At 47.1% G+C, this 2,119-nt stretch carries 2 protein-coding genes; both read right to left on the bottom strand.

Annotation, left to right across the window (positions count from 1 at the left end; all coding sequences use genetic code 11):
- Nucleotides 1-69: 69 nt before the first annotated feature.
- A complete protein-coding gene (gene purN / locus A2517_RS01905; protein WP_294893679.1) occupies nucleotides 70-624 on the bottom strand; it encodes a phosphoribosylglycinamide formyltransferase in 555 nt (184 codons plus the stop codon).
- Nucleotides 621-2,012: an NAD(P)H-hydrate dehydratase gene (locus tag A2517_RS01900; RefSeq protein WP_294893678.1), complete on the bottom strand. Its 1,392-nt coding sequence runs from the start codon at nucleotides 2,010-2,012 to the stop codon at nucleotides 621-623. The genes purN and A2517_RS01900 overlap by 4 nt, the downstream gene beginning before the upstream one ends.
- Nucleotides 2,013-2,119: the final 107 nt, after the last annotated feature.

The raw sequence follows: 2,119 nt of genomic DNA, 5'->3' as shown, positions 1-2,119 counted from the left end.
GTATTTGCCGCTTCCGACGATAAGACGGCTTCCGAGGGTATATTTTCCGATTTGTAAAGTATGCATCCACTAGTCCTTTAGAATTTTTAGTACACTGAGAGGGAGTATCTCATGCTCGATTTCGCGAATTTTAGCCGAAAATTCTTCTAAAGTATCGGAGGAATTTTTGGTAAAACTTTTTTGCAAGATTATCTCACCGCCGTCGAGTTCGTCTGTGACCCAATGAACGCTGACACCGCAGATTTTTTCGTCACTTTCAAAGCTTCGCTCAATCGCACGTGCCCCTTTGAATGCGGGGAGGAGCGCAGGATGGAGGTTGATGGAGCGGATATGCGAGGTAAAGACGGGGGTTAGAATCCGCATAAATCCGCAGAGGACGACAAGATCAGGATTATATTCTTGAATCATTTCAACCAATGCAGCATCATACGCTTCACGGCTCTCATAGTCGCGATGATCGAGTATTTCGACCGGAATTCCCGCGTTTCTGGCTTTGAGTATTCCTCCCGCGTCGGGATTATTGGTAATTGCACAGACGATGGCGGCATGTTTGAGATGGATTTTTTCGATCAAGTTGGCGAGGTTGGTTCCCTCCCCGCTGAAAAGGGTTACGATTTTTTTCATAAACAGGTGAGTCTTTCGATTAAATCAAATGGGGTGAGAGCATAGTTGTTTTTATCAAATTTGCGTGCTGCCAGTGTATGGGTTAGCGAGCCTTGGATCGCAGCGATGAGCGGTGTATATCCTTGTGTCAGCAATGCCCCGATAAGACCGCTGAGAACGTCGCCGCTCCCCCCTTTTGCCAATGCAACGGTTCCGAGTGGATTGACAAAAAATTGTTCTCCTTGAGCGATGATGACGTTAGAGCCTTTTAGCACTAACACCGCGTTAGGATAGGCCGCGCAAAATTGCTCTACATAGGCAAATCGGTTATTTTGCAATGTGGTGACATCGATATCGGCAATACCGCAGACACGTAATATTTGGGTGAACTCTTTTGGGTGCGGGGTGAGGACAATACTCTCACGCTTCAAGAGTTTACCAAACATCGGGTGGTAAAAAATATCAGCATCCAAAACAAGGGGAAGCGTATTGTCGAGCAAGGAGGAGAGTTCATCATCACAAAACTCTACCCCTAGCCCCATGCCTAATGCGATGGCGGTAGTAGTAGCGGGGAGAGAATGGCTTTGCATCAGCTCGTAGGGGATCGTGACGTTTTCATTGCTGATAAGGCTAACCAATCCCGTTCCGAAACGAAGTGCCGCTGAGCCGGCGATGACGGATGCTCCGATTTTTTCACCGCAAACGATCGCTAAATGACCGTAACTTCCTTTGTTGGTTGAGGTGTGGACGCGGTAGGGGAGAGACAAATCGGTTTCCTCTAATAACTGCCAAGATGAGGGTGTTTCGTAGGTATGGCGATTGATTCCCAACTCGCTCACTTTAATTTCACCTACGATCTCTTTAGCGGCATCACTGAATAAACCTCGTTTCAGTGAACCCATTGTGAGGGTGATGTCGGCATGGAAAATAGGCTCATCAAAGGTGCCGTCGGCATAAAGACCGCTGGGAACATCACATGCGATTTTAAATCCGTTCATTCGGTTCATCGATACCAATACCTCTATTGCGGTAGGGCCGAGAGGGCGATTTAAACCCGATCCGAACAGTGCATCGACAATAACGTCATAGTCCCCTTCTAGGGATGAGTGTTTCAATCCTAAAGTCTCAACTCGTTCTCGCTGCAAATGTGCCAGCGGTGAACTTGCGCCGAAAGGGATATGGACACTTACGTGATACTCTCCCCTGAGCAATCGTGCAAGTGCTAAGCCATCAGCCCCGTTGTTACCGCTTCCGCAGACAATAAGAATAGAGGAGTCGGGAGCAAAACGTGAGCGGATTAAATGTGCCATAGCCATTGCAGCGTGTTCCATCATCACCTCTTCGCTGAGGGCGAATTTCGTGACACTGCGTTGATCAAGATGTGATACGTCAAGATAAAGATTTTGCATAAACAGGCACCAGTTTTAAAGGGTTATTGAGCTATAATAACTTTTATGAACAACGATTATATCGCAATAGCCAAAAACACACTTGAAATTGAAGCGGACGCACTTCG

This window comes from Sulfuricurvum sp. RIFOXYD12_FULL_44_77 (assembly GCF_001830725.1).
Taxonomy (GTDB): Bacteria; Campylobacterota; Campylobacteria; order Campylobacterales; family Sulfurimonadaceae; genus Sulfuricurvum; species Sulfuricurvum kujiense_A.
This window is presented reverse-complemented; position numbering and strand designations above follow the sequence as displayed.

Excerpts from the sequence above, each read along its gene's own strand:
- purN (WP_294893679.1), bottom strand. The coding sequence starts at position 624 with ATGAAAAAAATCGTAACCCTTTTCAGCGGGGAGGGAACCAACCTCGCC.
- A2517_RS01900 (WP_294893678.1), bottom strand. The coding sequence starts at position 2,012 with ATGCAAAATCTTTATCTTGACGTATCACATCTTGATCAACGCAGTGTC.